The 22,601-nt window shown below is 57.9% G+C and carries 23 protein-coding genes; 13 read left to right on the forward strand and 10 right to left on the reverse strand.

Annotated features, from left to right (window positions below; all coding sequences use genetic code 11):
* Nucleotides 1-133: 133 nt before the first annotated feature.
* Entirely contained in the window at nucleotides 134-1,423 is a 1,290-nt protein-coding gene (locus ACW81B_RS04935) for a mechanosensitive ion channel family protein (RefSeq protein WP_491579105.1), read from the reverse strand.
* Nucleotides 1,424-1,454: 31 nt separating this feature from the next.
* Here ACW81B_RS04935 and trmB point away from each other — a divergent pair, with 31 nt between their 5' ends.
* The 6 genes from trmB (at nucleotide 1,455) to ACW81B_RS04965 (ending at nucleotide 6,208) form a co-directional block, all read left to right on the forward strand.
* Complete coding sequence (gene trmB, locus ACW81B_RS04940) at nucleotides 1,455-2,168, forward strand: tRNA (guanosine(46)-N7)-methyltransferase TrmB (protein ID WP_491579106.1); 714 nt, start codon at nucleotides 1,455-1,457, stop codon at nucleotides 2,166-2,168.
* 181 nt (nucleotides 2,169-2,349) lie between these two features.
* Entirely contained in the window at nucleotides 2,350-3,228 is an 879-nt protein-coding gene (locus ACW81B_RS04945) for a phosphoribulokinase (protein WP_491579107.1), read from the forward strand.
* 74 nt (nucleotides 3,229-3,302) lie between these two features.
* A complete protein-coding gene (locus ACW81B_RS04950; protein WP_491579108.1) occupies nucleotides 3,303-4,430 on the forward strand; it encodes an FIST signal transduction protein in 1,128 nt (375 codons plus the stop codon).
* 128 nt (nucleotides 4,431-4,558) lie between these two features.
* The gene (locus ACW81B_RS04955; RefSeq protein ID WP_491579109.1) at nucleotides 4,559-4,753 is read left to right on the forward strand and encodes a hypothetical protein; all 195 of its coding nucleotides are present in this window, start codon (nucleotides 4,559-4,561) and stop codon (nucleotides 4,751-4,753) included.
* Nucleotides 4,754-4,761: 8 nt separating this feature from the next.
* Nucleotides 4,762-5,028, forward strand: coding sequence for a hypothetical protein (locus tag ACW81B_RS04960; protein ID WP_491579110.1), 267 nt, complete (start codon nucleotides 4,762-4,764; stop codon nucleotides 5,026-5,028).
* Between the two features lie 124 nt (nucleotides 5,029-5,152).
* Complete coding sequence (locus ACW81B_RS04965; protein ID WP_491579111.1) at nucleotides 5,153-6,208, forward strand: COX15/CtaA family protein; 1,056 nt, start codon at nucleotides 5,153-5,155, stop codon at nucleotides 6,206-6,208.
* A gap of 74 nt (nucleotides 6,209-6,282) precedes the next feature.
* On the opposite strand, the gene ACW81B_RS04970 is transcribed toward ACW81B_RS04965, so the two are convergent.
* Complete coding sequence (locus ACW81B_RS04970) at nucleotides 6,283-6,588, reverse strand: c-type cytochrome (RefSeq protein ID WP_491579112.1); 306 nt, start codon at nucleotides 6,586-6,588, stop codon at nucleotides 6,283-6,285.
* A 318-nt stretch (nucleotides 6,589-6,906) separates the two neighbouring features.
* Between ACW81B_RS04970 and ACW81B_RS04975 the strand changes: the two genes are divergently transcribed.
* On the forward strand, nucleotides 6,907-7,770 hold the full coding sequence (locus ACW81B_RS04975; RefSeq protein WP_491579113.1) for an HDOD domain-containing protein: 864 nt from the start codon (nucleotides 6,907-6,909) through the stop codon (nucleotides 7,768-7,770).
* Between the two features lie 8 nt (nucleotides 7,771-7,778).
* Here the strand turns inward: ACW81B_RS04975 and ACW81B_RS04980 are convergent, their stop codons facing one another.
* A complete protein-coding gene (locus tag ACW81B_RS04980; protein ID WP_491579114.1) occupies nucleotides 7,779-8,165 on the reverse strand; it encodes a DUF302 domain-containing protein in 387 nt (128 codons plus the stop codon).
* A gap of 76 nt (nucleotides 8,166-8,241) precedes the next feature.
* On the opposite strand from ACW81B_RS04980, the gene mrtJ reads away from it, so the two are divergent.
* Entirely contained in the window at nucleotides 8,242-8,685 is a 444-nt protein-coding gene (gene mrtJ / locus ACW81B_RS04985; protein ID WP_491579115.1) for a JDVT-CTERM system glutamic-type intramembrane protease MrtJ, read from the forward strand.
* Between the two features lie 49 nt (nucleotides 8,686-8,734).
* Here the strand turns inward: mrtJ and ACW81B_RS04990 are convergent, their stop codons facing one another.
* Together ACW81B_RS04990 and ACW81B_RS04995 are read right to left on the reverse strand one after the other, a co-directional pair.
* On the reverse strand, nucleotides 8,735-9,046 hold the full coding sequence (locus ACW81B_RS04990) for a hypothetical protein (RefSeq protein ID WP_491579116.1): 312 nt from the start codon (nucleotides 9,044-9,046) through the stop codon (nucleotides 8,735-8,737).
* 210 nt (nucleotides 9,047-9,256) lie between these two features.
* Nucleotides 9,257-10,153 (reverse strand): phosphoribosylaminoimidazolesuccinocarboxamide synthase, encoded by an 897-nt coding sequence (locus ACW81B_RS04995; protein WP_491579117.1) that lies wholly within the window; start codon nucleotides 10,151-10,153, stop codon nucleotides 9,257-9,259.
* Between the two features lie 90 nt (nucleotides 10,154-10,243).
* Between ACW81B_RS04995 and purE the strand changes: the two genes are divergently transcribed.
* Together purE and ACW81B_RS05005 are read left to right on the forward strand one after the other, a co-directional pair.
* Nucleotides 10,244-10,738 carry a 5-(carboxyamino)imidazole ribonucleotide mutase gene (gene purE, locus ACW81B_RS05000; RefSeq protein WP_491579143.1) on the forward strand — a complete coding sequence of 165 codons (495 nt, stop codon included), beginning with the start codon at nucleotides 10,244-10,246 and terminating at the stop codon, nucleotides 10,736-10,738.
* Nucleotides 10,735-11,880, forward strand: coding sequence for a 5-(carboxyamino)imidazole ribonucleotide synthase (locus ACW81B_RS05005; protein ID WP_491579118.1), 1,146 nt, complete (start codon nucleotides 10,735-10,737; stop codon nucleotides 11,878-11,880). Before purE ends, ACW81B_RS05005 begins: the two co-directional genes overlap by 4 nt.
* A 111-nt stretch (nucleotides 11,881-11,991) precedes the next feature.
* Here the strand turns inward: ACW81B_RS05005 and ACW81B_RS05010 are convergent, their stop codons facing one another.
* From ACW81B_RS05010 to sat, 5 genes are all read right to left on the reverse strand, one after another.
* Nucleotides 11,992-12,609: a histidine phosphatase family protein gene (locus tag ACW81B_RS05010; RefSeq protein WP_491579119.1), complete on the reverse strand. Its 618-nt coding sequence runs from the start codon at nucleotides 12,607-12,609 to the stop codon at nucleotides 11,992-11,994.
* A 72-nt stretch (nucleotides 12,610-12,681) separates the two neighbouring features.
* Nucleotides 12,682-13,548: a YkgJ family cysteine cluster protein gene (locus tag ACW81B_RS05015; RefSeq protein ID WP_491579120.1), complete on the reverse strand. Its 867-nt coding sequence runs from the start codon at nucleotides 13,546-13,548 to the stop codon at nucleotides 12,682-12,684.
* A 252-nt stretch (nucleotides 13,549-13,800) separates the two neighbouring features.
* Nucleotides 13,801-15,786, reverse strand: a complete 1,986-nt coding sequence (gene aprA, locus ACW81B_RS05020) for an adenylyl-sulfate reductase subunit alpha (RefSeq protein ID WP_491579121.1) — start codon at nucleotides 15,784-15,786, stop codon at nucleotides 13,801-13,803.
* Nucleotides 15,787-15,841: 55 nt separating this feature from the next.
* Entirely contained in the window at nucleotides 15,842-16,309 is a 468-nt protein-coding gene (aprB, locus tag ACW81B_RS05025; protein ID WP_491579122.1) for an adenylyl-sulfate reductase subunit beta, read from the reverse strand.
* Nucleotides 16,310-16,386: 77 nt separating this feature from the next.
* Complete coding sequence (gene sat, locus ACW81B_RS05030; protein WP_491579123.1) at nucleotides 16,387-17,604, reverse strand: sulfate adenylyltransferase; 1,218 nt, start codon at nucleotides 17,602-17,604, stop codon at nucleotides 16,387-16,389.
* A 324-nt stretch (nucleotides 17,605-17,928) separates the two neighbouring features.
* Between sat and ACW81B_RS05035 the strand changes: the two genes are divergently transcribed.
* Genes ACW81B_RS05035 through ACW81B_RS05045 form a run of 3 tightly spaced genes read left to right on the forward strand, consistent with a single transcriptional unit; the run spans nucleotide 17,929 to nucleotide 22,575 of the window.
* Complete coding sequence (locus ACW81B_RS05035) at nucleotides 17,929-20,841, forward strand: molybdopterin oxidoreductase family protein (RefSeq protein WP_491579124.1); 2,913 nt, start codon at nucleotides 17,929-17,931, stop codon at nucleotides 20,839-20,841.
* Complete coding sequence (locus ACW81B_RS05040; protein WP_491579125.1) at nucleotides 20,842-21,573, forward strand: 4Fe-4S dicluster domain-containing protein; 732 nt, start codon at nucleotides 20,842-20,844, stop codon at nucleotides 21,571-21,573.
* Nucleotides 21,574-21,594: 21 nt separating this feature from the next.
* A complete protein-coding gene (locus ACW81B_RS05045; protein ID WP_491579126.1) occupies nucleotides 21,595-22,575 on the forward strand; it encodes a dimethyl sulfoxide reductase anchor subunit family protein in 981 nt (326 codons plus the stop codon).
* The last annotated feature ends 26 nt before the right edge of the window (nucleotides 22,576-22,601 follow it).

Here is a 22,601-nt window from a genome sequence, read left to right on the forward strand (position 1 = left end):
CCCTGTTTGAGTGGTTTATGCGCAGCATAAACCGCGAGTTTGGGCGAACGCCGCGTTTTGCGAGAAGCGCAGGGAACCCGCGCAGCGGGCAAACCGTTGAGCCGAAAAGCACTGGCAACACGGCACATTCCACTTACCCCCGAACCGGCATTTCCTTGATGTACAAATCCTGCTGCGGGTACGGAATGGTAATCCCGGCCTCTTTGAAACCCTTCCAGATCGCGACATTTACATCGGAACGCACGTTCGCGACACCCTGTTGCGGGTCACGAATCCACACCCGCAATTCCAGGTCTATACCGCTGTCGCCAAAACCCATCAGCCGTGCAGCCGGCGGCGGTTCATTCAATACACGTGGTGAGACTTTCGCTGCATTCAACAGAATTTCCATGGCTTGTTCAGGATTATCTTCGTAGCTGATCTGTACCGGTAATTTGACGCGTATCTTGCGGTCACTGTAACTCCAGTTGATCACTTCGGTGGTGATCAGGTTTTCGTTGGGGATCAGGGTCTCTACACCGTCACGGTCGCGCACGACGATATAGCGCGCGCGCAGCTCTTCCACCCAGCCAAATTTTTCGTTGATGCTGATGACATCGCCGGGGCGGATGGAACGGTCGAAGACCAGGATAAAGCCGCTGATGAAGTTACTGGCAATGCGTTGCAGGCCAAAACCCAGCCCGACACCGAGCGCCCCACCGAATACAGTCAGTGCACCGAGGTCTATGCCGACGGCGCTGAGGGAAAGTAATGCCGCCAGTGTGTACAGGCCGAACTTGCTGGTCTTGACCAGGCCGATACGAACACCGGGACTGATAAACTCGGAGCGTGACAGGCCCTGTTCGATGACGGATGACAGCCAGGTGGCCATCACCAGCAGGGCGCCAACCGCAACGGCGAGCTGCAGGATCGTGTAGAGGGATATGCGCAGGTCGCCGAAGGAATAACCGAACGCGTCCAGCGCCCGTACCACTTCCGGCAACCAGCCCAGCAGGTGCAGGGCCACCAGCACCCAGATAGACGTGCTGATGAAACTCTCCCAGGCCTTGACGGCGGGGCCGGGACGCAGTGCCTTGCGTAAGACGTAAACCACGAGGCGCACCAGCGCCAGTGACAGCATCAGCGGCACAATAAAGTTCAGCAAGGTGACATCGACTTTCATCGATTCCAGAATGGCCCGGCCGACCAGCGCACCCAGCAGCAAACTGAGCGGGAACACCACGCGCTGCATACTGCGCAGCGTGATGTGCCTGAAGGTTCGTTCACCGGCGTTGGTGGTGGCCAGCAGGTAACGCCCCAGCGTCCGGTGTACGGTTACAGCGCCGGCGAGTGCAAATACCAGCACCAGCAGCTCCCAGCCAATCGCAACATAATCGAGCTGGCTGACCCAGTCTTTCAGTTTGTCCGGATACTCATCAAACAAGACCGTATAATCCCCCGACGCAGACCACATCATGAACGACAGCAAACATAACACAGACCAGCCTTTTCGGCGTATCCGCTCCTTCGTACGTCGCGAGGGGCGCCTGACGCCCGGCCAGCAGCGTGCGCTGGATGAATTGTGGCCGCGTTACGGCCTCGACTTCGACGCAACAGCCGACTGGCTCAGGCCTTCAGCTGACTCGATTCCGCTCACGCTGGAAATTGGTTTCGGCAATGGCGACAGTCTGGCGCAGATGGCGGCCGCCGACCCGGACGGCCGCTATATTGGCATCGAGGTGCATCGCCCCGGCGTCGGCCACCTGCTGAAAAGGCTTGATGCACAGGACAGCGATAACGTGCGCGTGTATTGCCACGATGCGGTGGACGTTCTGGAGCAGAAAATAACAGACGCCTCACTGCACCGGGTGCTGCTTTTTTTTCCCGACCCCTGGCACAAAACAAAGCACCATAAACGGCGTATTGTGCAACCCGACTTTGTGGCACTGATTGCCCGCAAACTGCGTTACGGCGGCCACTTCCACATGGCCACCGACTGGGCGCCCTATGCCAGACACATGTTGCGCGTTATGCAGGCCTCGCCGGACTTTCACAACACCAGCCCGACCGGCGATTTCGTGGAACGGCCCGATTACCGGCCCGTCACAAAATTCGAGCAACGCGGCCAGCGTCTGGGTCACGCGGTATTTGACCTGGTGTTTCAGCGAATCCAGACAGAAAATCAATAAGTTACCCGCCAATTGGCGCGAATGTCGCAAAAGTGGTTCAATACGCCGTTCCGGCCCGCTGCCGGAGGTCGCGGAATGCCCTGTTCGTCGAGTACGCGGCAACAACAGATTTCACGCAGCCTGTCCGTAACGATACGGCGGGCCGCCTACGCTTTTCAGTTACAGGTTTGAGGAGAGTTGCATGTCCAAGAAGCATCCCGTGATCGCGGTAACCGGTTCATCCGGCGCCGGCACCACCACTGTCAAGGTCGCTTTCGAGCACATTTTTCGCCGTGAAGGCGTGAACCCGGCCGTCATCGAGGGTGACAGCTACCACCGCTATGACCGTGTCGCCATGAAGGCCGCCATGGAAGAGGCGGAAAAGAAAGGCAACACCAATTTCAGCCATTTTGGCCCCGAAGCCAACCTGTTCGACAAAATTGGTGAAACCTTCAAACAATATGGCGAAACCGGCAGCTGTGAACGCCGTTACTACCTGCACAGTGATGAAGAAGCTGAGCCGTTTGGCCAGAAGCCCGGCGAGTTCACACCGTGGGAAACCATCCCGCCCGGCACCGACCTGCTGTTCTATGAAGGTCTGCACGGTGGCGTTGTCGATGGCACCACCAATGTCGCGCAGTTCGTTGACCTGCTGATTGGCGTGGTACCGATCGGCAACCTGGAATGGATCCAGAAAATTCACCGCGACTGCGCACAACGCGGCTATTCCGCCGAGGTGGTTACCGACACTATCCTGCGTCGGATGCATGACTATGTGCATTACATCACGCCGCAGATCTCGCGCACCGACATCAACTTCCAGCGTGTTCCGACGGTCGACACATCCAACCCGTTCATTGCCCGCGATATCCCCACGCCGGATGAAAGTTTCGTGGTGATCCGCTTCCGCGACCCACGCAAACAGGACGTGGACTTCCCGTACCTGCTGAACATGATTGAAGGCTCCTTCATGTCACGTCGCAATTCCATCGTCGTCCCCGGCGGCAAGATGGGCTTTGCCATGGAAATCATACTGGCGCCGATCATCGAGCAATTGATCTCGCAGAAAAAGTCGGCCTGAAGGCAGGCCTTTTCGCCATAACCGGAGGGGGCGCAGCCGCACAGGCTGACGCCCCTTTTTTGTCAGGTTAATACATGTCTGAATCCACCACATTCCTGCTCGGCCACGCCCAGTCCCCGGAGCTGGACAAGGCACTGGAACAGTGCCTGCAACAGATCGGCTATGTCCCGCCGGAAGCAAACATCGGTTTCCTCTACCTGACGGATCTCTACGCGGACCAGGCAGAGTACATTCTCGAACAGCTGCGCGCGGAGACCGGTGTCGTGCACTGGGTCGGCACGGTGGGTATCGGTATTTGCGCCACCGGCAAGGAATATTCACAGATCTCGGCCATGGCGGTGATGATCGGCCGTGTGCCGGACGACAGTTTCAGAATCCTGCCGTTCTATAACCGTGCCGCAGACAATCTGCCCGGCGACTGGGATGCCTGGCTGAGCCGGTCACCCTCACATGTTGCCGTGTTACACGGCGATCCGGCCAATGGCAGCCTGCCACAGCTGCTGCAACAACTGGACGCCTCGCTGCCCGGTGGCTTCCTGGTGGGCGGCATCAGTTCCTCACACGGTGCTCACCCGCAGATTGCCGACGTGGTGCTGGATGGCGGCCTGTCCGGCGTGGTATTCAACCGGCAGCAACCCATCCTGACCGGCCTCACCCAGGGCTGCACCCCCATTGCCGACAAACATGTCATCACCCACTGTGATAATAACGTCATCAACCGTATCGACGACCGACCGGCACTGGATGTGCTCAGGGAGGATATCGGCGAAATCCTCGCCCGTGACCTGAATCGTGCCGCCGGATATATTTTCGCCGGCCTGCCGATCCGCGAATCCGACACCGGCGACTACCTGGTGCGAAACCTGGTCGGGGTGGACAGTGAGGGCGGCCGCATCGCCATTGGCGATATTGTCATGCCGGGCCAGCCACTGCAGTTCTGTCGCCGCGACGGCAAGACCGCCTGGGAAGATATGCAGCGCATGCTGGATGAACTCAAACAGCGCCTCACAACGCGCCCCAAAGGCGGCGTGTATTTCTCCTGCCTCGGTCGTGGCAAGGCGTTGTTCGGTGAGGAATCGGCCGAGGTGGAGATGATCCGCCGCACGCTGGGAGATTTTCCACTGGTGGGCTTCTTCGCCAACGGTGAAATATCCAACCAGCGCCTGTACGGGTATACCGGCGTTCTGACGTTGTTTGTATAGCCTGTCAGCACACCCTCAGGGCGACTGTTTTTTGACACTTGCCGACACCCAAATGCCATCTATACTTGAGTCAGGTCACCGGATCCGGGTCGGAGGGTTATACCTGCGGACTGGAGGGAGGTTGCATTATGATCGTGACCACTATTGATCCTGTCACCGGCAAGCGTGTGCAGAACCCGGAACATCACCCCTTTATTGTCGAAGGCGGCGGTGCAGCACAAACCAAGATTTACTTTGAGTCGGAAGCGACCAAGCAGGCCTATCTTGCGGCACAGCCTGACGACCCCAGCCGTTATTCCGACGACGACACGGAGTTTCATTAGCCTTTGTCATGCCCCGCCTGATGGAAAATATTGAACGCTACCTGATGTCCTGTCGGGAACTGACGGCGTTCTGCTCACAGAACGGCTGGATCGACAACAAGTCGCTGTATTACGAAATTATTGAACAGAATGACCACTACGTTATCGCACTGGTGCAATTCGAGGAAATTCTCATGGAAAGCTCCGGCTGTGCGGCGGGTCGCGTATCCTGCCAGGGCCGGCTGCGACTGACACTCGACCATTACGGTGAAGTCAGCGCAGCAGAACTGCTGTAGCAGCACCCTGCGCGACATCGCAATATAACCTTCCCCAGGATTAACCCATGCTGTAACAGCATACGGCATGGCGCAACAACATCCGTTACAATTGTGGCGCTTTACAATCGACCGGTACCACTTCATGCTCCGATTTCCCGAGCAGATGACAGACACGGCGCGAAAACAGGTCGCCGGCTGGCTGTTGCTGTGCTGCATTATGATATTCGCCATGGTGATTCTGGGTGGCGTTACGCGCCTGACCGGTTCCGGCCTGTCGATGGTGGAATGGGATCCGATCTTTGGTTTTGTCCCGCCGCTGGGACAGCAGGAATGGGAACAGGTGTTCGCCAAATACCGCGAATCGCCGGAATACCGGAAAATCAATATCGGCATGGATCTGCACGCTTTCAAGTCCATCTACTGGTTCGAATTTTCACACCGTGTGCTGGGACGCTCGATTGGCACGGTTTTCCTGATCCCGTTTCTGTATTTTCTCTGGCGCGGCATGCTGCCGCGCAAATGGGTTCCACGACTGGCGGCTGCCTTTGTTCTCGGCGGCCTGCAGGGCCTGCTGGGCTGGTACATGGTGAAAAGCGGCCTGGTCGATCATCCACATGTCAGCCAGTACCGGCTGACAGCCCATCTTGGCCTGGCATTACTGATCTACTGTTACCTGTTGTGGCTGCTGTATGACCTGTTGTTCCCGGACCGTGAACCGGGCAGCGCCGCGCAACGGTCAGGAAAATCCGCCAAAGGCTTGTTCGCACTGGCCAGCACCACGGTGCTTTCCGGCGGCTTCGTGGCAGGACTCAAGGCCGGTCACGCCTACAACACGTTTCCTAAAATGGACGACCAGTGGCTGCCACCGGCCGGCTGGATACTGCAACCCGGCTGGCGCAATCTGTTCGAGAATATTGCTACCGTGCAGTTCGACCACCGCGTGCTCGCCACACTGACCTTCACAGCGGTCATTCTGTTCTGGCTGCGCACACGGCACAGGGTCACCGCACCCGCCACGCGTACCGGCCTGAATCTATTGTTGCTGATGGTTTTTATACAGGTCGCGCTTGGCATATCCACGCTGTTGCTGCACGTTCCTGTGGCGCTGGCGTCGTTGCATCAGGCTGGCGCCCTGACACTTTTGACCGTGCTGTTATTCGTCAACCACCGCCTGCATCCACGCACAGGCAGCGCATAAAGAAACCCGGCATAAAGCCGGGTTTCTACAACCGCAATGTTGTGGCCGGTCGTTACCCGCCCACAACCCGCCTGTCAGAGCCCTGAGTAGTAGGCCGCCAGGTTTTCGATATCCGCGTCAGTGAGCGGCTTGGCGATGCCCGCCATAACCGGGTCACTGCGGGTGCCATCACGGAAGGCCTTCAACTGCTTGACCAGGTAGGCTTCCTTCTGGCCGGCCAGATTCGGCCACAGCGGGTTGGCACTTACGCCGGCGGCACCATGACAACCTGCACACGTGGCGGACTTGGCCTTTCCGGCTGCGGCATCACCCGCCATGCTGACGCTGGCGCCTAACAACATGAGACTTCCTGTTACTGCTATAAACACCTTCTTCATCATTACTCTCCAGACATTACTCGGGGTTAGAAAACTGTCGGCTATTCTCGCAGACCGGTATGGCGCTGTAAATCACGCTTGATCCGTCCGTTAATTCATGTAAGATCAGACACTTGAAAAAAATAAATAACGGTTCAGGGTCGCTCTGACCCTGCCTGGGCACAACCCGTCCTGGTTTCCGGGATGGGCTCATACTTGCCCCACCCGGGAACCCCATGACATGCTTTTCCGGTACAGTTCGGGCAAACTGACCCGGGCTTTTGTTCATAAAACCGCTGTGACAAGCAGATCACCGCTCAATTGAACAGGGACACGACATCCATGACCATCGATGCAAAAGACCTGATCACAGACAGCATTGAACTTGCCTCCCTGCCCGCTGTGGTGATGACAGCCATGGACATGCTGAACAATCCAAATACCTCGGCGTCGGATGTCGGTGAGGTTATCAGCCAGGATCCGGCACTCACGATCAAACTGCTGAGAATCGTCAACAGTGCTTTCTACGGCTTCCCCTCTCAAATCGATACCATCTCCCGCGCCATTACCATCATCGGTTCGCGCGAACTGACGGACCTGATTCTTGGCTCCAGCGCCATCCAGATATTTTCCCGGCTACCCAATCAGCTGATCAGCATGCAGCAGTTCTGGCATCACAGTTTGTACGCCGGCGTGGTGGCAAGAGTGCTGGCCCGCTACCTGCGTGCGCCAAATACCGAACGCTGCTTTGTCATGGGATTACTGCATGATGTGGGCGCGCTGATCCTGTTCCGGCAGAAACCGGAACAGGCGCGAGAGGCACTGGAAATGGCCGGCAGCCGGAACATCCCGCTGCATGTCGCCGAACGTGAGATATTCGGCTTTGATCACGGGGACCTCGGCGCTGAACTGATGCGGCACTGGAATCTGCCGGACAGTTTTGCCGCCGTCGCACGCCACCATCACCAGCCATCTGCCAGTGAAAATTACCGCCTGGAAACTGCAACCATACACCTTGCCGATGTTATCACCGGCATGGTGCACTCGACGGCATCCAGCACCAGCACCCCGTCAGGCCTGGAACCTGGCGCCTGGGAGCTCACCGGCCTGTCAATCGATATCGTGGAAGCCGTGTCGGCCGAGGCAGACGCCCAGTTCGAAGAAGCCTGCGCGGTGATTTTGCCGCGCAACAGCAATGCGGCATAGTACACGCCTCAGCCCAGCTGGTCGCGCACCGTTTCCAGTTTGGCGCGCACCTGGCCGGCTAGTTCCTTCACACCCTCCTGCTCGACCAGGCCAAGCACAGCTTCCGGATCCATAAAGGCGACCGTGATCGCGCCATCGTCCTCCTCGCGCACCACGACATTGCAAGGCAATAACAGGCCTATATCGGGGTCGGCGTTAATCGCCTGGTTGGCCAGTTTCGGGTTGCAGGCACCAAGAATGGTATAGGGTTTACGATCGACATCGATTTTCTTTTTGAGTGTTGCCTTGACGTCAATCTCGGTCAACACGCCGAAGCCTTCTGATTTTAACGCCTCTGTGACCTTTTCAATCGCCTCGTCGAAACCACAGGACATCTGAACACTGAATCCATACATGACGGTTCTCCTCATCTCTAATCTCTGACTGGAAAGCGATTGTACCGGATGCACTGCAACAGGGTAGACTCATTGCATGAGCCATCTGCACAGGCCATTCTGGCGAGACCCGGTATTCCTCGTTGCCACGGCTGCGGCCCTGTTTTACTGGGGGCTGCTGTTTACGATTTCAACACCTGACACAGACCTGGCCTGGCCATTGCGCGAACCGATGCGTTTTATGTACCCGGCGCTGTTGTACCCGGTTATCGAGGAGATCGTGTTCCGCGGTGGATTACAGGCATTCTTTCAGGCGCGTCTTCGTCCCTGGCAACTGGGCCCGCTGACACTGGCAAACCTGCTCACCAGCCTGGTCTTCACTGCACTGCACTTTATCAACCACCCGCCGCTGTGGGCAGCCGCGGTATTCCTGCCCTCGCTGTTATTCGGACTGACAAAAGAACGCAGTGGCGGCCTGGCGGCACCGATCGTATTGCACGTCTTTTATAACAGCGGCTATTTCTGGCTGTTTTCAGCATAAAAAACGGGGCGCGAAGGCCCCGTTTTCCTTCAACACGCAACGGCTGCCTTTACAGCTCTCCGAGCGGTCGGGTAAAGGTATATTTCGCGGGCTCTGCCACCAGCTTGTCCGCCGCCTCACTGACATTACCGCCAAGCGCACTGAACGGCAGGGTGACAATAAACGTGGCCGTGGTCAGCACAGTGCCTACCACCATAAGAGGCCGAACCATGAAGGCATCGGCCAGCATCTCTCCACCACTGGGCGCTGCCCTGAGGTTATTAAAGGTGTAATCACTGGCGCTTGCCGTTACCGGCACACTGAGTGTGGCCGCTGTCAGCACGCCTGCCATGACATAACTCGTCAGTTTTTTCGGGATCATTCGCATGACCTTTCCCTCTTCAATTGAACACCGCCAGGGTGCTGAAAAAAGTGTTTTCCCGGGCGCGCGCCCGCTTTTCTTACTGCATCTTCCCGCAATAGCGGCATTCTGGCAAAAATTTTAATGCCTTCATCGACCCATCGCCTCCGACAGCGGCGAATCTGTGGCCTGTGACACAGTTCAGGCCACGTTCCGGTATTTTGCGCAGGCTCACACCAGCGAGCGCCCCGTCAGCCGTTGCAGTGCCTCATTATATTTCTCTGCCGTGCGTCGAATGATGTCATCCGGCAACTTCGGCCCGGGCGCTGTCTTGTCCCAGTCCAGTGTTTCCAGGTAATCCCGCACGAACTGCTTGTCGAAGCTGGGCGGACTGATGCCGACCCGGTACTCATCCTGGGGCCAGAAACGTGAGGAATCCGGTGTCAGCGCCTCATCGATCAGGAACAGCGTGCCGGCTTCATCGACACCGAACTCAAACTTGGTGTCAGCGATGATAATGCCCTTTTCGAGCGCATAATCCGCCGCCTGCCGGTAAATCGCAAGGCTGACATCGCGTACCTGTGCCGCCAGCTCCGCTCCCAGCAGCCGCTCGGTGGCGGCGTAGTCAATATTTTCGTCGTGCTCGCCTACCGCGGCCTTGCTGGATGGCGTATAGATCGCTTCAGGCAGCTTGTCCGCCATTTGCAGCCCCTCGGGCAGGTGGATACCGCACACTGCACCACTGGCCTGGTAGTCCTTCCAGCCGGAACCAATCAGGTAGCCCCGCACGATGGCCTCGACCGGCAGCGCCTTCAGCTTCCGCACCACGATGGCCCGGCCCTCGACCTGTTCACGCTCGACAGCATCCGGCAGGACACTTTCCAGGGTAATTTCGGACAGGTGATTGGGTACCAGCGAGCGGGTACGCTCGAACCAGAAACCGGAAACCGCCGTCAGTACCGCGCCCTTGCCGGGGATCGGGTCGGGCAACACCACATCGAAAGCCGACAGGCGGTCTGTTGTCACGATCAGCAGGTGGTCATCGCCCACCGCGTAAATATCACGGACTTTGCCGCGCGCGACCCGGGGCAGGCTGGAAATCGAGGATTCGTAGAGCACATCGAGCATGGCGGGATTCCGTCAAAATTGGTCATTGTACCGGTGGCGGCCGGTGGTGGCGATGGTACAATGCGCGCTTTCTCATTTTCGGGGCATGCCATGGCAGCCACAAAAATCGGTCTGGTAATGGGCAGCGACAGCGACTGGGACGTGATGCAGTCGGCGGCTGAGCAGCTGGAACAGTTCGGTGTTGAATTCGAGTCGCGCGTGGTCTCCGCCCACCGCACACCGGATTTGTTGTTCGACTACGCCTCGACAGCACGCGAGCGCGGGCTGGCGTGCATTATCGCGGGTGCCGGCGGTGCCGCACATTTACCCGGCATGCTGGCAGCCAAGACCATCCTGCCGGTACTCGGCGTGCCAGTACCTTCCCGCCACCTGAAAGGCATGGATTCACTGCTGTCGATTGTGCAGATGCCCAAAGGCATACCGGTCGCAACCTTTGCCATTGGTGCCGCGGGTGCAGCCAATGCCGCGCTGTACGCCATCAGCCTGCTGGCGCTCCATGATGAAGCACTGGCGACAAGACTCGATGATTTCCGCGCCGCCCAGACCGGGATGGCGCTGAACATGACCCTGCCGCCCGAATCATGATCCTGCCTGGCGCAATACTTGGCGTGCTCGGCGGCGGGCAGCTTGGACGCATGTTCACACTTGCAGCACACAGCATGGGCTACCGCGTGTGGGTGCTCGACCCGGACCCGGACAGCCCGACCGGCAGCATGGCTGACCGTCACCTGCCGGCCGCCTACGATGACATGGCTGCACTGGAAGAAATGGCCGCCGGCTGCGCCGCCGTGACCACCGAATTCGAGAATGTCCCGGCCGAAACACTGGAGTTCCTGGAAGCACGTATCCCGGTGCGCCCTGGCTCGAAGGCCGTTGCCATCGCCCGCGATCGTATCCAGGAAAAAACCTTTATCCGCGACCTGGGACTGGCCACCGCGCCCTTCTTTGCCATCAACTCCGCAGCCGACCTCGAACCTGCCTGCGCCGGGCTTACCATGCCTGCATTGCTGAAAACCGCGCAATTCGGCTACGACGGTAAAGGGCAGATCGGCGTCGACAATCCTGAACAGGCAAAGCTGGCCTTTGACGACCTGAACCAGGCACCGTGCGTACTGGAAGAATGCGTTCAGCTGGACCAGGAACTGTCTGTGCTACTGGCACGCGGCATCGGTGGCCACACAGCCGTCTACCCGGTCGGGGAAAACCTCCACGTCAAGGGCATCCTCGATACCACCCGCGTACCCGGACGGTTCGATGAGGATATCGCCGCCAAAGCCCGTCACATGGCGCTGGAGCTGGCAAACGCCATGGATTATTGCGGGGTACTGGCCGTCGAGTTTTTTATTACCGTGGATGGCCGGTTGCTGATCAACGAGATGGCACCACGCCCGCATAACAGCGGTCACTACACGATTGACGCCTGCCTGACTTCGCAGTTTGAGCAACAGGTGCGTACCCTTTGCGGCCACCCGCCGGGTTCAACGCGACTGCTGTCGGCTGCCGTGATGGTCAACCTCCTTGGCGACCTGTGGGACAAGGGTACGCCACGCTGGCAGTACCTGTTCGCCGAGACACATACCCGCCTGCACCTGTACGGCAAGGAAGAAGCGCGGCCCGGCCGCAAGATGGGCCATTACACATCCCTGTCGGATGACGCTGCACAGGCCATGCGGATTGCAGAACGTGTGCGGGCTGCCATCGATCCGGCGGCGCCCGACGAGGACTAGAGATACCTGAAAGCGCCTGATCCTCGTTCCTGTTTGAGGCGCTCGATATTCAGCGCCAGCGTGTTAACCGTGCAGCCGGGATATGCATGACGAACTGGACAGGCGTATATTTTATTGCGCGTCGCAGGCCTCCGGCAGAGCAGCACGATTGTGAAATTCCAGGCGTATGCCCTGGGCACCGCTCCGGAACCGGGTCAGCCCGGCATTATCAATACGGCTTCGGTACCAGCCTGCCGGGTCCGCCTTAAGCACGCTGCCCAGCGCGGCGCGAATCACCCCGGCGTGCGCGACCACCAGCAGGTGTTTACCGGCATTGTTTATAAACAGGTCTTCCAGCCCGCCGGCCACCCGTGCGCCAAACTGTTCCAGCGGCTCGGCGCCTTCAGGCCGGTTGCGTAGCGGGTCGTCATGGAAAGCATGGTATTCGTCAGCGTTGTCAGCAAGAATCTGATCCGGCGTCCTGCCTTCCCAGCGACCGAAACCGACTTCACGGAAACGTTCATCAATGCGCACCGGTAAGCCATGACGCTCAGCCAGCGCCTGCGCGAAGGCATGGCAACGCTGCAGCGGGGAACTGATAATTTCATCCCACGGGCCGGCATCGCCCAGCGCGGCCCACATCTGCGCCCAGCCGGTTTCACTCAATGGATCATCAACACCATTGCCGCGATAACAACGCCCGCCGACCGGCTCACCATGGCGAAGAAAATCAATCAGTGTGTCGGTCATGGCGTTTTATCTTTCGTGGAAGACGCATCGACAACCATGGTAATTTTTTGGCAGGCATTCGCCACATTACTTCTATTGCGGATTCTCCAGCCCGGCTTCCTTACGCAGTGCTTCAGCCTCCTTGCGCCGCTGAATGTGTTTATCCATCGCGTCCTCGTAGGTATCGATACTCACCTCGGCAAACATCACCTGGCGAATGAAACGGTCAGAGAACTGCATCAGCGCCATGTCGTCTTCGTACAGGCTGTTTAACTCGTCTTCGGTCAGCTTGAACGTTTCCTGGAAACCTTCGCTTTTAACAAATTCACGGAAACGGTCGAGGTCGTAGCAGGCCATGAAAAACAGCTGCCGACTGGCCAGTGAAGGCTGGCCAATCGATGGGCCCGCAGACTTCATCTTCAGTATCAGTTGCCGCCAGGGGTGGCCGTGCTCATCGTATTCATCCAGCCCCTGCTCTTCACGGTAATCCTTGATGGTGATCTCGCGATCTTCATTATGACCTTTGCAGTGGTCTTCCTGGACCAGCGCCCACGAGGAACGATCAAAATTCTCATCAGCACGGCGCAGTGACAACAAACCCACCGGGTAGTAACGGCATGCGGTAGGACGATCCTCGTACACACTGCACCCCTCTTCCGTGACGAACTGGCAGGCCGTGGAGCCTTCCTGCGGCAATAGCTTAACGCCGGCAATACTACCCTTGTTGAATTCGAAAGGGATGGTGTACTTCTTCAGAAATTCAGTCGATGTGATACCGAGGTGCTTTTTCAGCCGCAGAATATCGTAAGGCGTCAAGGTGATATCGATGGAACTGCAACAGGCATTGAAACACTCGATGCCCTTGTAGCAGCGGAATTTGATGACATGGTTCTCGTCAAAGGTTTCTGGCGCAACCGGACTCGCCTCGAACGGAGAGTCTTCGACATTGATATCAACCATGGATTTTACCTCTGAAAAATGGAAATACGCCGGGTCTGCAAGGATACCACGTTCTTTGTTAATTGGGGTCAGAGTAAAATTCCCCTTACTCATTTGCTGGTTTAATAAAATACTGTTTCAGGGAATTTTACTCTGACCCCAATTAACGAACGCCCCCAATTAACGCAGTCGCCACCACAGTGCCTGGCGCGCATAAAAAAAAGCCCGCGCATTTGCATGCGCGGGCTTTTTAACAACTAACTGTTCAGAGACTTACTTGAACAGCTTGCTCTTGTCGACCAGGTCAACGTGCTTGCGCTTGAAGCAGGTCCACTTTTTGGACTCCTTGTCGTAGACCGAGTTGACGAAACATTTCCAGTTCTCCTCGTCGACCAGGTTGTAGTCGGCACGGTAGTAGAAGCCCGGGTAACGGGATTCTTCACGGAACTCGATGTGCTTCATGTGAGCTTCAGCAGTGAGGATGCGGTGGTAGTTCTCCCAGGCACGCAGCAGTTCGTGCAGGTCCTTGGCGCGCATCTTCTCGGCATCTTCCTTCAGCATGTCCAGCTTCTCACCGGCAACGGCCAGCATCTTGGCGTTGGTGGTGTAGTAGGTGGCCACACCCGCTACATACTCGTCCATGATTTTCTGCAGACGGAACTGCAGCATGCGAGGCGTGATGTAGTTGGGGTTAATGTCGATTGCAGTGGTGTAGTCCTTGTGCTCAAGGAAGTTCTTCACCGGCTTGTAGATCTCGGCAACCAGGTCGTCAACCGACGTATCCAGCTCAGGCTTCAGATCCGGGTTATCCAGGCAGTACTTGACCATGGACTTGGCGCACATGCGGCCTTCGGCATGAGAACCGGAGGAGAACTTGTGGCCGGAAGCGCCCACGCCGTCACCGGCGGTGAACAGACCCTTGACGGTGGTCATGGAACGGTAGCCCCAGTTCCAGCCCTTGGGCAGGTGATCCGGGATACCTTCGCCCAGGCCTTCGTCAGTCGGCGCGCCGACATCGGTCGGGCCGGACACCCAGATACCGCAGCAGCCGGAGTGAGAACCCAGCAGGTAGGGTTCGGTCGGCATCAGCTCGGAGTTCTTCTTCTCCGGCTCGATGTTCTCGCCGACCCAGATGCCACACTGGCCAACACACATGTCGAGGAAATCTTCCCAGGCTTCCGCTTCCAGGTGCTTCACTTCGCGAGGCGACAGGGTTTCGCGCAGGTTGGCGAGGGCGGTCACGGTATCCATGTAGATGGGACCACGGCCTTCCTTCATTTCCTTCAGCATGAGGTGGTTACGCAGGCAGGAAGCCGGCACGGCAGCCTTGCCGTACGGAGGATAATCGTCCAGCATGTCCTTGTTGCGGTCCATGTAGACTTCCTCAAAGGCGTTGGTGGCCTTGGCCTTGAACAGCAGGAACCAGGCGCCCACAGGGCCGTAACCGTCCTTGAAGCGGGTCGGCACGAAGCGGTTTTCCATCAGCGTCAGTTCGGCGCCGGCTTCGGCCGCCATGGAGTAGGTGGAACCTGCGTTCCAGACCGGGTACCAGGCACGACCCTGACCTTCACCGACAGAGCGGGGACGGAACAGGTTGACGCAACCGCCGGCAGCCAGCAGGCAAGCCTTGAACTTGTACACGAACACCTTGTGTTCACGTGTGGAGAAACCGACAGCACCGGCGATGCGGTTCTTGTCGTTCTTGTCGTTGACCAGCTTGACGATGAAGACACGCTCCTGGATGTTATCGATACCCAGGGCCTTCTTGGCGGCTTCAGCAACGATCCACTTGTAGGATTCGCCGTTGATCATGATCTGCCACTTACCGGAACGCACAGGCTTGCCGCCGTCCTTCAGCGGGGTCATGCCCTTGGAACCGTCGTGACGTTCGCCGTTTTCGTCCAGTTTCCAGATTGGCAGGCCCCATTCCTCGAACAGGTGAACCGATTCGTCGACGTGACGGCCCAGGTCGTAAGCCAGATCGTCGCGCGTGATGCCCATCAGATCATTGGAAACCATGCGCGCGTAATCCGCAGGATCCTGTTCGGTACCGATGTAGGTGTTGATCGCGGACAGACCCTGTGCAACAGCACCGGAACGGTCCATTGCGGCCTTGTCAACCAGACGGATCTTGAGATCCGTGCCTTCTGCCCAGCGCATGATTTCAAATGCGGTGCCGCAGCATGCCATACCACCGCCGATAAGAAGAATATCAACCTCTTCTTCGACGACTTCAGGATTTCCGAATTCTCCTGCCATTTGTAGTTACCTCTTAAACTTAATAATTTCCAGAATAAATGCTTTTGTCCGGACCTTACAGGTTGATCAGTTCGCTGCGATCGCCTGCGCGGAAACCGTTCTCCTGACAGAAGAAGCCAGGCTCTTCGATCTTGGACATGTCCGCAGCCGGTTTACCTGCGAAAGGATCGATAGAACCTTCTGGCGTGGTACGGATCGGGAATTTGAAGCGCTTCATGGTGCCGTTGCGGAACTTGATGGTCCACATGATGGAATCGGTACCGCGCAGCGGCTGCACAGAACCACCCAGGGGTACGATGTCGGCATAGTGACGGGCTTCGATCGCCTGCTGCGGGCAGATCTTCACGCAGGAGTAGCACTCCCAGCACTGTTCGGGCTCCTGGTTGAACGCTTTCATGGCATGGCCGGTTTCAGAACCGTCCTTGTCCAGTTTCATCAGGTCGTGAGGGCAGATATACATGCAAGCCGTCTTGTCCTGACCTTTGCAACCGTCGCACTTATCGGTACGTACAAATGTAGGCATGGTTTCTCTCCGTTTTTCTTTACTTCAGTGATATATCATCCGTTGCAGCCAGGCTGAAACGGTCTCCAGAGCCTTACTTACCTGGCCGAATGACCAGACATTTTAATCTCAACCTTCTCGTCGTCCTTCAGACCCGCGTAGTAGGCGCGCAGGATTTCCAGCACCTCGGGACGTGAGAACTTGTCGGACACGTCCTCGCCTTCCGACAGCGCCTTGCGCAGCTTGGTACCGGACAGCAGGATACGATCCGCCGCATCGTGCGGACAGGTCTTCATGGAAGCCATGCCGTCGCATTTGTTGCACCAGAAGGTCCAGTCGATCTTCAGCGGCTCGGTTTCCAGCGCGTCGGCACCAATCTCGTCAAAGATGTGGTGTGCATCGAACGGGCCGTAGTAATCGCCAACACCGGCATGGTCACGCCCGACGATCTGGTGCGAGCAACCGTAGTTCTGACGGAACAGCGCATGCAGCAGCGCTTCACGCGGACCGGCATAGCGCATGTCCAGCGGGTAACCCGCCTGGATCACGGTGTTGTCAGAGAAGTATTTTTCAATCAGCGTACCAATGGCGTTGCTGCGCACGTCGGCCGGGATATCGCCGGGCTTCAGCTTGCCGAGCAGCGAGTGGATCAGCACACCATCGAGCGTTTCGATAGCGATCTTGGCCAGGTATTCGTGGGAACGGTGCATCGGGTTACGGGTCTGGAAAGCCGCAATGGTTTTCCAGCCGCGTTTTTCGAATTCGGCGCGGGTCTGTGCAGGCGTCATGAACTGGTCGCCGTACTGCTCGGGGAAACCGCCCTGTGACAGTACCTTGACCGGTCCGGCCAGGTTGACGTCGGCCTGTTCCATGACCATCTTCACACCCGGGTGCTCCATGTCGGTGGTCTTGTAGACCATCATGCACTCGTGCTTCTTGTCGATGCTGTATTTTTCAGTGACCGACATGGTGGCGAGGATTTCGTCGCGCTCTGCGTCGTACAGCGCAACGTCGTCACCTTCACTGATAGCATCCGCAGTTGCTGTATCGGCGGACAGCGTGACCGGAATCGGCCAGAACAGACCACTGGCCATCTTCATGCCATCGCATACGCCCTGCCAGTCGGCCCGGGTCATGAAACCGTCGAGCGGGGTAAAGCCACCAATGCCCATCATAATGATGTCACCGGCTTCACGTGATGAGATGTTAACCTTCGGAAGCGAAGCGGCGCGCTCCTTTTCCGCGGCGAGTGCATCGCCTTCGAGCAACAGTGGCTTCAGATCTCCACCACCATGGGGCTTCACTAAACTGGACATGAGACTCCTTCCGAATCAGGTCTATATTTCTGGTTATCCGCGCAAAACAGCGCATCTGGCCCTGTGAGCAGGGGGTGTAACCTTAATGATGCCGGAGGGGAATGCCAACAGTTTTAATTTACTCCAGCATAAAGTCACCTTATTATTTGCTTATGCGCCGAGCTATACTGTAGATAATTGATTTATAAATAATTATATTTTGTATATTAGTATATTATGATATTTAATGCCGGGCTCAGAAACGCTTATTGGCGGCAAACGGTAATAGTCTAGTAAATTACTCGGTCTTTATGGCCATGACCAGGTACCACAGGGATAACCGCTATGTCCAACCCGATACATGATCCGCTGTCGAAAAAGTTCGACGACCAGAGCCGCATCGAGGTCAAAAACACGACCTGCTACATGTGTGCCTGCCGCTGCGGTATTCGCGTGACATTGCGCGACGGTGAAGTCCGCTACATCCAGGGCAACCCGGATCACCCGCTCAACAAGGGCGTTATCTGCGCCAAGGGTTCGTCCGGCATCATGAAGCAGTATTCACCGGCACGCCTGACCAAACCCCTGCTGCGTAAGGCCGGCAGTGACCGTGGCGACAATGCGTTCGAGGAAATCTCCTGGGACAAGGCGTTCGAAATCATGGAAGAACGCCTCGGGGATCTGCGTGAAACGGACCCGAAGAAATTCGCCCTGTTCACCGGCCGCGACCAGATGCAGGCACTGACCGGCATGTTCGCCAAGCAGTTCGGCACGCCGAACTATGCGGCGCACGGCGGTTTCTGTTCCGTACACATGGCTGCCGGCATGATCTATACCATCGGCGGTTCATTCTGGGAATTCGGCGGGCCGGACCTGGAACGCGCCAAACTGTTCGTGATGATCGGCACGGCGGAAGACCATCACTCCAACCCGCTGAAGATGGCGCTGTCCAGATTCAAACGTCAGGGTGGCAAGTTTATTTCCATCAACCCGGTACGCACCGGCTACTCGGCGATCGCCGACGAGTGGATTCCCATCAAGCCCGGCACCGACGGCGCACTGTTCCTGGCGCTGACCAATGAAATCATCAAGCAGGGCCTGTACGACCGCGATTTCCTGGTCAACTATTCGAACGCCGCGGAACTGGTCAACATGGATCCTGAATCCAGTGAGCACGGTATGTTCGTGCGCTTCGAGGTTCCGCCGGAGGAAGGCTGTTTCGACCCGCAGAACAAATTGTGGTGGGACCGCGAACTGGACAAACCGATCTCCACCCATACGCCCGGCGCCGACCCCTACTTCCTCGGCGAGTTCAGGCTCGACGATGGCACGCCGGTCAAACCGGCCTTCCAGTTACTGGTAGATCGCGTCAAGGACTACACAGCAGAGTGGGCCTCCAGCATCACCGGCATCCCCGAAGAGACCATCAAGCGCCTGGCCCACGAAATGGGTATCACGGCGCGCGATGAAAAAATCGAGCTGCCGATCCCCTGGACCGACACCTGGGGCAACGAGCACGAGTCGGTCACCGGCAACCCGGTGGCGTTCCACGCCATGCGCGGACTGGCCGCGCACTCCAACGGCTTCCAGACCATCCGCGCGATGTCTATATTAATGAGTATCCTCGGCACCATCGACCGGCCCGGCGGCTTCCGTCACAAGGCGCCGTTCCCGCGCCCGATCCCGCCCTGCGCCAAAACGCCGAACGATCCGCGCGCCGTACGGCCCAATACACCGCTGGATGGTATGCCGTTGGGCTGGCCCGCCGACCCGGATGATCTGTTCGTCAATGACGACGGCAGCCCGGTGCGTATCGACAAAGCCTTCTCCTGGGAGTACCCGCTGTCGGTGCACGGCATGATGCACAACGCCATTACCAATGCCTGGCGCGGCGACCCCTACAGGATCGACACCCTGCTGATCTTCATGGCCAATATGGCGTGGAACTCCGCCATGAACACCAGCGAAGTGCGCAAGATGCTCAACGACAAGGACGAGGACGGCCAGTACAAGATCCCGTTCCTGATTGTCGCTGATGCCTTCCAGTCGGAGATGGTCGCCTACGCGGACCTGGTGTTGCCGGATACCACTTACCTCGAACGCCACGACTGCATGTCCATGCTCGACCGCCCGATTTCCGAGTTCGACGGCCCTGTGGATTCGGTGCGCATCCCGGTGGTGCCGCCGACCGGTGAGTGCAAACCGTTCCAGGAAGTGCTCATCGAACTGGGTTCACGCCTCAAGCTGCCGGCCTTCGTCAACACCGACGGCAGCCGCAAGTTCCGCGATTACCCTGACTTCGTGGTCAACTACGAAACCGCCCCCGGTTCCGGTATCGGTTTCCTGGCCGGCTGGCGCGGCAAGGGCGGTGAAAAGTTCATGAAGGGCGAGCCAAACCCCAAACAGTGGGAGATGTACGAAAAGAACAACTGCGTGTTCCATTACGAATTGCCCAAGTCCTACCAGTACATGCGCAACTGGAACCAGGGTTACCTGGAATGGTCGAAGCGCCATGGGCTGACGCGCTATGTTGAACCCATCAATATCCACATCTATTCGGAAGTGCTGCAGAAGTTCCGCCTCGCCGCACAGGGCAAGTCGGACGGCAAGCAGCCACCGGATCATCTGCGCAAGCGTGTGGAGACACACTTCGACCCGCTGCCGTTCTATTCGCAGCCGCTTGAATCGCAGGCGTCCGATCTGCGCAAGTTCCCGCTCAATGCGATCACCCAGCGCCCGATGGCGATGTACCACTCGTGGGATTCGCAGAATGCCTGGTTGCGCCAGATCCACACCTATAACTACCTGCACGTGAATTCGAAAACGGCCCGCGAAGCCGGCATCGAGGACGGTGACTGGATGTGGATCGAGTCCATGCACGGCAAGGTACGCTGCCTGTGCCGTTATTCCGAAGCGGTGGAACCCGGCACGGTGTGGACCTGGAATGCCATCGGCAAGGGCCCCGGCGCCTGGGGCCTGGATCCCGACGCCAATGAATCGAAACAGGGCTTCCTGCTCAACCATGTGATCAGCGAAGAGTTGCCACCCTCTGAAGCGGGTGAACACCTGTCCAACTCGGACCCGATTACCGGCCAGGCAGGCTGGTACGATGTACACGTGCGCATCTACCCGGCCGACCCCGGCGAGCCGAAAGTCACATCACCACAGTTCAACCCGGTGCAACCGGTGCCCGGTCAGGCCATGGATATAAAACGCGGCCGCTGGTTAACCTTTTTTGCCGGCAAGGGGAGCAAGTAAATGACCCAGTTAGCACTCGTTATCGATCTGAATGTCTGCGTGGGTTGTCATGCCTGTGTCACCAGTTGCAAGGAATGGAACACGTCCGGCACCGCCGGCTACATGGCCGACATGAATCCGTTCAGCAAGGACCCGACCGGCACCTTCTTCAACCGTGTACAGACCTTCGAAGTGGGGAGTTTCCCCAACACCGAAACCGTGCACTTCCCGAAGAGCTGTCTGCACTGCGAGGATCCGCCTTGCGTACCCGTGTGCCCGACCGGCGCCAGTTACAAGCGCGCCGAGGATGGCATTGTGCTGGTGGACTACGACAAGTGCATCGGCTGCAAGTACTGTTCGTGGGCCTGTCCGTATGGCGTGCGTGAACTCGACGAGCACCAGAAGGTCATGAAGAAATGCACCCTGTGCGTGGACCGTATCTATGACGAATCGCTGCCGGAGAATGAACGCAAGCCGGCCTGCGTGATGGCCTGCCCGACCAATGCCCGCCTGTTCGGCGACGTCAACGACCCAGACTCGGAGGCAGCACAGGCGATACGCGAACGTGGTGGCTACCAGTTGATGCCCGAGTGGGGCACGCGCCCGGCCAACCATTACCTGCCGCGGCGCAAGACGCGCATCACCATCCACGAGGATGAATTGATCCGCGCCGACAACCCGCTCTACAAGGAACGTCAGCTGCCCATGCCGGACGCTGAAGATCCGACACTGGACGAAACCACGAGCTGGTAAACTATTTCACTGGAGCACAACATGCATCCTGCATTCTCTGTCATCTTTTTAACCACCCTGATTGGCGCCGGTCAGGGCCTGTTCCTGGCGCTCTACACCGGGCAACTGTACTCGGTGTTCAAGGTGCTGCCGGTCCAGGACCCGGCAGTTTTCTATTCCGTTGGCAGTCTGATAGCCGTGCTGCTGCTGGTAGCAGGACTATTGAGTTCCTTCTTCCATCTCGGGCACCCGGAACGCGCCTGGCGCTCGGCGGCGTGCTGGCGTACCTCGTGGTTATCGCGCGAAGTCATCGTATTACCCACCTTCATGGGCGCGGTAGCCATATGGGGACTGATCCACTACCTCGGCTGGAACCCGGTGCTGTATACCTTCCGCGATACTTTTGAGATTGACCTGTCCCTGATCGTCGGGGCCGGCGCATCACTGCTGGGCTTCACCCTGTTCCTGTGTACCGGCATGATCTACGCCTGCATCAAACAGTTACAGGAATGGGCCACACCGCTGACCGTGATCAACTACACGCTGCTCGGCAGTGCCTCGGGATTCCTGCTGGCCACGGCATTTGCTGCCTGGCAGGGCTCCGAACTGACAGAGTTTTTCGGTGGCTGGGCCATCCTCATGACCGTGGTTGCTTTCATCACGCGCACGGCCAGCCTGATCCGCAACGCGCACATCAGACACAAAACCACACTGGAAACAGCCATCGGCATACGCCATGCGCGTATCGAGCAGAAATCCCAGGGCTTCATGTGCGGCTCATTCAATACCCGCGAATATTTCCACGGTGCACCGCAACAGGTTTTCAGCCTGATCAAGTGGGCTTTTCTGGTGCTGGTGTTCCCGGTGCCACTGGTACTGGTATCAGTCGGCCTCAGCGCCAGCGCCCCCGGCCTGCTGATTACCGCCTTCCTGGCCCAGTACCTGGGATTGTTGCTGGAACGCTGGTTTTTCTTTGCCCAGGCCAACCATCCGCAGAACCTGTACTACCAGACTGTCGGCTAGGCCATGATTTCCAGCCTTGATGTGGG

This window comes from Thiogranum sp. (assembly GCF_058323355.1).

What these genes read in the sequence shown, in the direction of transcription:
- ACW81B_RS04990 (WP_491579116.1), bottom strand. Translation starts at nt 9,046, where the DNA reads ATGATCCCGAAAAAACTGACGAGTTATGTCATGGCAGGCGTGCTGACA.
- ACW81B_RS04965 (WP_491579111.1), top strand. Translation starts at nt 5,153, where the DNA reads ATGCTCCGATTTCCCGAGCAGATGACAGACACGGCGCGAAAACAGGTC.
- ACW81B_RS04945 (WP_491579107.1), top strand. Translation starts at nt 2,350, where the DNA reads ATGTCCAAGAAGCATCCCGTGATCGCGGTAACCGGTTCATCCGGCGCC.
- mrtJ (WP_491579115.1), top strand. Translation starts at nt 8,242, where the DNA reads ATGAGCCATCTGCACAGGCCATTCTGGCGAGACCCGGTATTCCTCGTT.
- ACW81B_RS05005 (WP_491579118.1), top strand. Translation starts at nt 10,735, where the DNA reads ATGATCCTGCCTGGCGCAATACTTGGCGTGCTCGGCGGCGGGCAGCTT.
- ACW81B_RS05010 (WP_491579119.1), bottom strand. Translation starts at nt 12,609, where the DNA reads ATGACCGACACACTGATTGATTTTCTTCGCCATGGTGAGCCGGTCGGC.
- ACW81B_RS05040 (WP_491579125.1), top strand. Translation starts at nt 20,842, where the DNA reads ATGACCCAGTTAGCACTCGTTATCGATCTGAATGTCTGCGTGGGTTGT.
- ACW81B_RS04955 (WP_491579109.1), top strand. Translation starts at nt 4,559, where the DNA reads ATGATCGTGACCACTATTGATCCTGTCACCGGCAAGCGTGTGCAGAAC.
- ACW81B_RS04980 (WP_491579114.1), bottom strand. Translation starts at nt 8,165, where the DNA reads ATGTATGGATTCAGTGTTCAGATGTCCTGTGGTTTCGACGAGGCGATT.
- sat (WP_491579123.1), bottom strand. Translation starts at nt 17,604, where the DNA reads ATGTCCAGTTTAGTGAAGCCCCATGGTGGTGGAGATCTGAAGCCACTG.
- ACW81B_RS04975 (WP_491579113.1), top strand. Translation starts at nt 6,907, where the DNA reads ATGACCATCGATGCAAAAGACCTGATCACAGACAGCATTGAACTTGCC.
- ACW81B_RS04950 (WP_491579108.1), top strand. Translation starts at nt 3,303, where the DNA reads ATGTCTGAATCCACCACATTCCTGCTCGGCCACGCCCAGTCCCCGGAG.
- ACW81B_RS04970 (WP_491579112.1), bottom strand. Translation starts at nt 6,588, where the DNA reads ATGATGAAGAAGGTGTTTATAGCAGTAACAGGAAGTCTCATGTTGTTA.
- trmB (WP_491579106.1), top strand. Translation starts at nt 1,455, where the DNA reads ATGAACGACAGCAAACATAACACAGACCAGCCTTTTCGGCGTATCCGC.
- ACW81B_RS04960 (WP_491579110.1), top strand. Translation starts at nt 4,762, where the DNA reads ATGCCCCGCCTGATGGAAAATATTGAACGCTACCTGATGTCCTGTCGG.
- ACW81B_RS04995 (WP_491579117.1), bottom strand. Translation starts at nt 10,153, where the DNA reads ATGCTCGATGTGCTCTACGAATCCTCGATTTCCAGCCTGCCCCGGGTC.
- purE (WP_491579143.1), top strand. Translation starts at nt 10,244, where the DNA reads ATGGCAGCCACAAAAATCGGTCTGGTAATGGGCAGCGACAGCGACTGG.
- ACW81B_RS05015 (WP_491579120.1), bottom strand. Translation starts at nt 13,548, where the DNA reads ATGGTTGATATCAATGTCGAAGACTCTCCGTTCGAGGCGAGTCCGGTT.
- aprB (WP_491579122.1), bottom strand. Translation starts at nt 16,309, where the DNA reads ATGCCTACATTTGTACGTACCGATAAGTGCGACGGTTGCAAAGGTCAG.
- ACW81B_RS05035 (WP_491579124.1), top strand. Translation starts at nt 17,929, where the DNA reads ATGTCCAACCCGATACATGATCCGCTGTCGAAAAAGTTCGACGACCAG.
- aprA (WP_491579121.1), bottom strand. Translation starts at nt 15,786, where the DNA reads ATGGCAGGAGAATTCGGAAATCCTGAAGTCGTCGAAGAAGAGGTTGAT.
- ACW81B_RS05045 (WP_491579126.1), top strand. Translation starts at nt 21,595, where the DNA reads ATGCATCCTGCATTCTCTGTCATCTTTTTAACCACCCTGATTGGCGCC.